6 protein-coding genes are annotated in these 4,813 nt (G+C 64.3%); 3 read left to right on the forward strand and 3 right to left on the reverse strand.

Features of this window, described 5'->3' with window-relative positions; translation table 11 throughout:
* Positions 1–64: 64 nt before the first annotated feature.
* Positions 65–556 carry a F0F1 ATP synthase subunit B gene (locus ACXJ7R_RS24960; protein WP_095091887.1) on the forward strand — a complete coding sequence of 164 codons (492 nt, stop codon included), beginning with the start codon at positions 65–67 and terminating at the stop codon, positions 554–556.
* A gap of 72 nt (positions 557–628) precedes the next feature.
* Here the strand turns inward: ACXJ7R_RS24960 and ACXJ7R_RS24965 are convergent, their stop codons facing one another.
* A complete protein-coding gene (locus ACXJ7R_RS24965) occupies positions 629–1,324 on the reverse strand; it encodes a ribonuclease HII (protein ID WP_457154155.1) in 696 nt (231 codons plus the stop codon).
* Between the two features lie 150 nt (positions 1,325–1,474).
* Positions 1,475–2,629 (reverse strand): PA0069 family radical SAM protein, encoded by a 1,155-nt coding sequence (locus tag ACXJ7R_RS24970; RefSeq protein WP_457154158.1) that lies wholly within the window; start codon positions 2,627–2,629, stop codon positions 1,475–1,477.
* A gap of 150 nt (positions 2,630–2,779) precedes the next feature.
* Between ACXJ7R_RS24970 and ACXJ7R_RS24975 the strand changes: the two genes are divergently transcribed.
* Positions 2,780–3,298: a glycosyltransferase gene (locus ACXJ7R_RS24975; protein ID WP_457154159.1), complete on the forward strand. Its 519-nt coding sequence runs from the start codon at positions 2,780–2,782 to the stop codon at positions 3,296–3,298.
* Positions 3,299–3,445: 147 nt separating this feature from the next.
* Positions 3,446–4,420 carry a hypothetical protein gene (locus ACXJ7R_RS24980; RefSeq protein ID WP_457154156.1) on the forward strand — a complete coding sequence of 325 codons (975 nt, stop codon included), beginning with the start codon at positions 3,446–3,448 and terminating at the stop codon, positions 4,418–4,420.
* A gap of 124 nt (positions 4,421–4,544) precedes the next feature.
* On the opposite strand, the gene ACXJ7R_RS24985 is transcribed toward ACXJ7R_RS24980, so the two are convergent.
* Positions 4,545–4,813, reverse strand: a 269-nt coding sequence (locus ACXJ7R_RS24985; protein ID WP_457154157.1) for a molybdopterin-binding protein, incomplete at its 5' end; no start/stop codon positions are given.

Consider the following 4,813-nt stretch of genomic DNA (forward strand, 5'->3'; position numbering starts at 1 on the left):
GGCAAGGCCAGCAAGGCCGAGATCGCGGCCGCGGTCAAATCCGTGGCCCGGTGAGGAGCGCATCATGGATTACACATCTCTCGCGACGCTCTGGGCAACGATAGCCCTCATCATCTTCCTCGGCGTTGCCGTCTACATCAAGGTGCCTGGCATGATCGCCAAGGCGCTCGACGCCCGCGCCGCCAGGATCAGCAACGAGCTGGATGAAGCGCGCCGGCTGCGCGAGGAGGCCCAGCAGTTGCTCGGCCAGTACCAGCGCAAGCGCAAGGAAGCCGAGCAGGAGGCCGCCGACATCGTTGCGGCCGCCAAGCGCGAAGCCGACATGCTTGCTGCGGAAGCGCACAAGAAGACCGAGGACTATGTCGCCAGGCGCACAGCACTTGCCGAACAGAAGATCGGTCAGGCCGAGCGCGACGCCATCAGCGAAGTCCGTGCCAGCGCCGTCGACATCGCCGTCGAGGCTGCGCGTGCGCTGCTCGCCGGCAAGATGGACGCCAAGGCCGGCGCCGACCTCTTCAAGGCATCGCTGGCGGATGTGAAGTCCAAGCTCAACTGAGCTTGTTGCATCGAGCAAAGATCAAAGCCGCCGGGAAACCTGGCGGCTTTTTTGTTGTGGAAAACTATCCGCTCAATCCAGGCCGGCGAGGCTCTCGTCTTCCGCCACTTCCGTCCCGCCAAGCCTGAACGGCGCGAAGGAAACGCGGTGCAGCCGCGCCACCGGCCCATGTGCTTCGATCGCCGTGCGATGGCGGGCCGTGGCGTAGCCCATGTGGACCTCGAACCCGTAGCGACCGTGATGGTTGCCGCAGCCGCACATCATGCGGTCGCGCATCACCTTGGCGACGATCGAGGCGGCGGCGATCGATTGCGAGCGCTGGTCGCCCTTGATCAGTGCGCGCCCCGCGCAGGGCAACCCTGGCGGCACGTCGCGCCCGTCGGCGAGCGCGAGCTTCGGTTGGACCGACAGCCCGACCAGGGCGCGACGCATCGCTTCCAGGCTGGCCTTGAGGATGTTGCTGCCGTCGATGCCCTCGGCGCTGATGGACGCCATCGAAACGCCCAGCGCCGAGCCAAGAATTCGTACGAACAGCGCTTCGCGTTGCAGATGGCTGAGACGTTTGGAATCGTCGAGCCCGTCCGGAATGTTGGCGGGGTCGAGCACCACCGCCGCCGCGACCACCGGCCCGGCCAGCGGACCGCGGCCGGCCTCGTCCATGCCCGCCACCGGCCACAGTCCATCGGCCATCGCCTTCGTCTCGAAGGAGAAATCGGGTTTCTCGATGATCTCAAAGAGAAGCGGAGAATCGGAACGCGCGCGAGCCATGTTGCGGCGAGGTTCGCATCGGCTCCGATTCTCCGCAAGTCCCTCCGGGTCGGGTGGGGCGCCGGACCGGGAGGGCACCGTCTGCAGGCCGGGGCAGGCCGGACGGGATTCTTGTGTCGCGACAGGTCAAACCGCCGCGGTGAATTGTTTTCAAAGCAGGGTCAGCTGCACCTGGTCCTTGCCGCCGGCCACGAACTGATCGGTCCGAAGCGTGCGCCGTTCGACGTTGAGGCCGAGCCGCTTGGCGGTGATCTCGAAGCGCCGGCCGATCTGCCAGGCGTAGGGACCAGCACCCTTCATGCGCTTGCCCCATTCCGAATCGTAGTCCTTGCCGTCGCGCATCGAGCGGATCAGCGACATCACGTGGCGGTAGCGGTCGGGATAGTGGCGCAGCAGCCAGTCCTTGAAGATCGGACTGACCTCCAGCGGCAGGCGCAGCACGACATAACCCGCTTCGCGCGCACCAGCGGCGCGTGCCGAATCGAGGATGCGTTCCATCTCCTGGTCGGTCAGGCCGGGGATGATCGGCGCCACCATGACCGAGGCCGGAATACCGGCATCCGAAAGCCGTCGGATCGCCTCCAGCCGCTTGGTCGGCGTCGAGGCGCGGGGCTCCATCGTCCTCGCCAGCATACGGTCGAGCGTCGTCACCGACAGCGCCACCTTGGCCAGCCCGCGCTCGGCCATGCGCGACAGGATATCGATGTCGCGCATCACCAAAGCGGACTTGGTGACGATGCCGACCGGATGGCCGCGCGCTTCCAGCACTTCGAGGATCTCGCGCATGATCCGGTATTGCTTCTCGATCGGCTGGTACGGATCGGTGTTGGTGCCGATCGCGATGGTGCGCGGCTGGTAGCTGTCCTTCGACAGTTCCTTGTCGAGTAGCCGCGCCGCATCCGGCTTGGCGAACAGCTTCGATTCGAAATCGAGGCCCGGCGACAGGCCCATGAAACTGTGCGTCGGCCGGGCAAAGCAATAGACGCAGCCATGTTCGCAGCCGCGATAGGGATTGATCGACCGGTCGAAGGAGATGTCGGGCGATTCGTTGCGGGTGATGATGGTGCGTGGCTTCTCGACCTGCACCTCGGTCTTGAAGGGCGGCAGTTCCTCCAGCGAATTCCAGCCATCATCGAAGACATGCCGGCTGACCGGCTCGAACCGGCCGGATGGATTGATGCCCGCCGACCTGCCGCGATTGCGGTCCGGACGGACACGCACGCCACTCTGCTCGATCATCGCATTGGCCATCTCGGCTCTTCCAGCTCCGAAAGCTGCAATGTCGGCGCGCACGATCTGTTCCATCTTCGCCCGCTCCCAGGGACTGTCCATGTTGTGTCGAATCGCTCTGTTCATGAAATTATTCCTATTTCGTCGATGAGAACAAAGCAAGAACTTTCAATGGTGCATTGCAAAAACTGGCGCTGCGTTCGGCTTTCCGCTATTCGGCTAATGATGCTCAGTGTCCTGATCGAAACCCGCAATGACGAGGAGGGCCTCGCCCGCACGCTCGCCTCGCTGATTGGCGGCGCGGTCGAGGGCGTGGTGCGTGACGTCATCGTCTGTGACACGGGTTCAACCGACCAGACGCATCGCGTTGCCGAGCATGCCGGCTGTCACTGCGTAACTGGCGGTATCGCTGCCGGCATCCGGCAGGCCAAGGGTGACTGGCTGCTGCTCCTGGAGCCGGGCTCGCGGCTGATGGATGGTTGGATCGATGCGGTCGTTGCCCACACGGCCAGGCAGACCATGGCGGCACGCTTCTCGCGGGCGCGGGGCAGCCGCACACCGTTCCTGGCCCGGGTGTTTTCGGGAAACCGCGCCTTGGCCGATGGATTGCTGATCAGCAAGCTTCAGGCCGCGGCAGCGTCGAAGCGGGCCGGCAGCGCCGAGGCCATCGCACGCGGCCTCGCGGCAAAGCGGCTCGACGCCGAAATCTGGGTGGCACCGCCGAAGCAGCGCTCCCCGGAGTGATCTTTTTGCGGCTGCTCTGTTCATTGTGCATTGCACAAAATCTGACGTGAGGTTAGTTTCCCGGTCAGACGGGTGGATTGGGTTGGGGTCATACCGAGTGATGAGCTCCGATGCGGCATCGGCGCCACGCTCATAGCCGAGGACCCGATGAAGCTTTCAACCCCCGACAAATCCGGCGCTGCCAGTCTTGAAGCCGTTGCGCGCAACGGCAGCCTGCTGCGCCGCATCGCCGTGCGCATTCCGACCTATCTGACGGACCTGCGCGAAAACCCTGCCTGGCTGCCGATGTTCGTGCTGGCGCGCACAATGCCAGGACGCCGGATGCATTGGCTGGGTGCAAAACGCGCTCGTCCGGCCCAAAATTCGGGGGATACGATGTTTGCCGGCGTCGACCGCGAAGCCGTGGTCGACGCACTGCGCTCCAACGGGCTGTTTTCGGGCCTGGTGCTGCCGCCGGCGATTCATGAAGAGATCGCCAGTTTCGCCCAGCGCACGCCTTGCTTTGGCAATTTCGATCGCCGTCTCGAATTCATGCCGGGTGAACATGCCGAGGCCGAAAAGCGCTTCGGCCGCTCGCTGCTCAGCGGACATTTTTTCGAGCGCATCCTCGACTGCCGGGCGGCACTCGCCATCCAGCGCGATCCGCTGCTTCTGGATATTGCGGCGCACTATCTCGGCGGCCAGGCAAAACTCATCACCACGCGCGTCTGGTGGAGTTTTCCGACGGGTGAGGCTTCGGACGCCGACAAGAACCTTGCCTCGCTCGGCAAGTATCATTTCGACCTCGACGACTGGCGCATGCTGAAATTCTTCTTCTATCTCAAGCCGGTCGACGCCGACACCGGCCCGCATGTCTATGTCCGCGGCAGTCACAAGCGCCGCAGCCTCAAGCATCAGCTCACTTTGCTGGTCGGCCATCCCGCACAAGAGGTTCTGGATGTCTATGGCGAGCACAGCCCGGTGACGCTGACCGGTGAAGCCGGTCTCGGCTTCGTCGAGGATCCGTTTGGCTTCCACATGGGCACGGTGCCGGCGCGCACGCCGAGATTGATGATGGAGGTCGGCTTCGGCGTATCGCCGCCCTCACGCCGGCGCTTTCATGGCGAGCCGGTCATCCGCTGAGAGGGAACCATCCCAGCTCATCTCGACAGGCATCCAACGCGCGGCGAATGACACTTCGAAGGGCGCACGCGGTGTTCTGCTGGCGAAACCGAGGTCGGGCGCTTGAACTGCTTGCTGTTTGGCGTTAACCGCGCCGCAGATGCTCGTCCAGGCGCGGCATGATCTCGACGAAGTTGCAGGGCATGTGCCGGTAGTCGAACTGCGCCTTCAGGATGCCGTCCCAGGCGTCCCTGCAGGCGCCGGGCGAGCCCGGCAGCACGAAGACGAAGGTGGCGTTGACGACCCCGCCGGTCGCCCGGCTCTGGATCGTCGAGGTGCCGATCTTGTCGTAGGAGATGCGGTGGAAGACTTCCGAAAAGCCGTCCATGCGCTTTTCGAAGATCGGCTCCAGCG

Source organism: Mesorhizobium sp. P5_C1 (assembly GCF_054049815.1).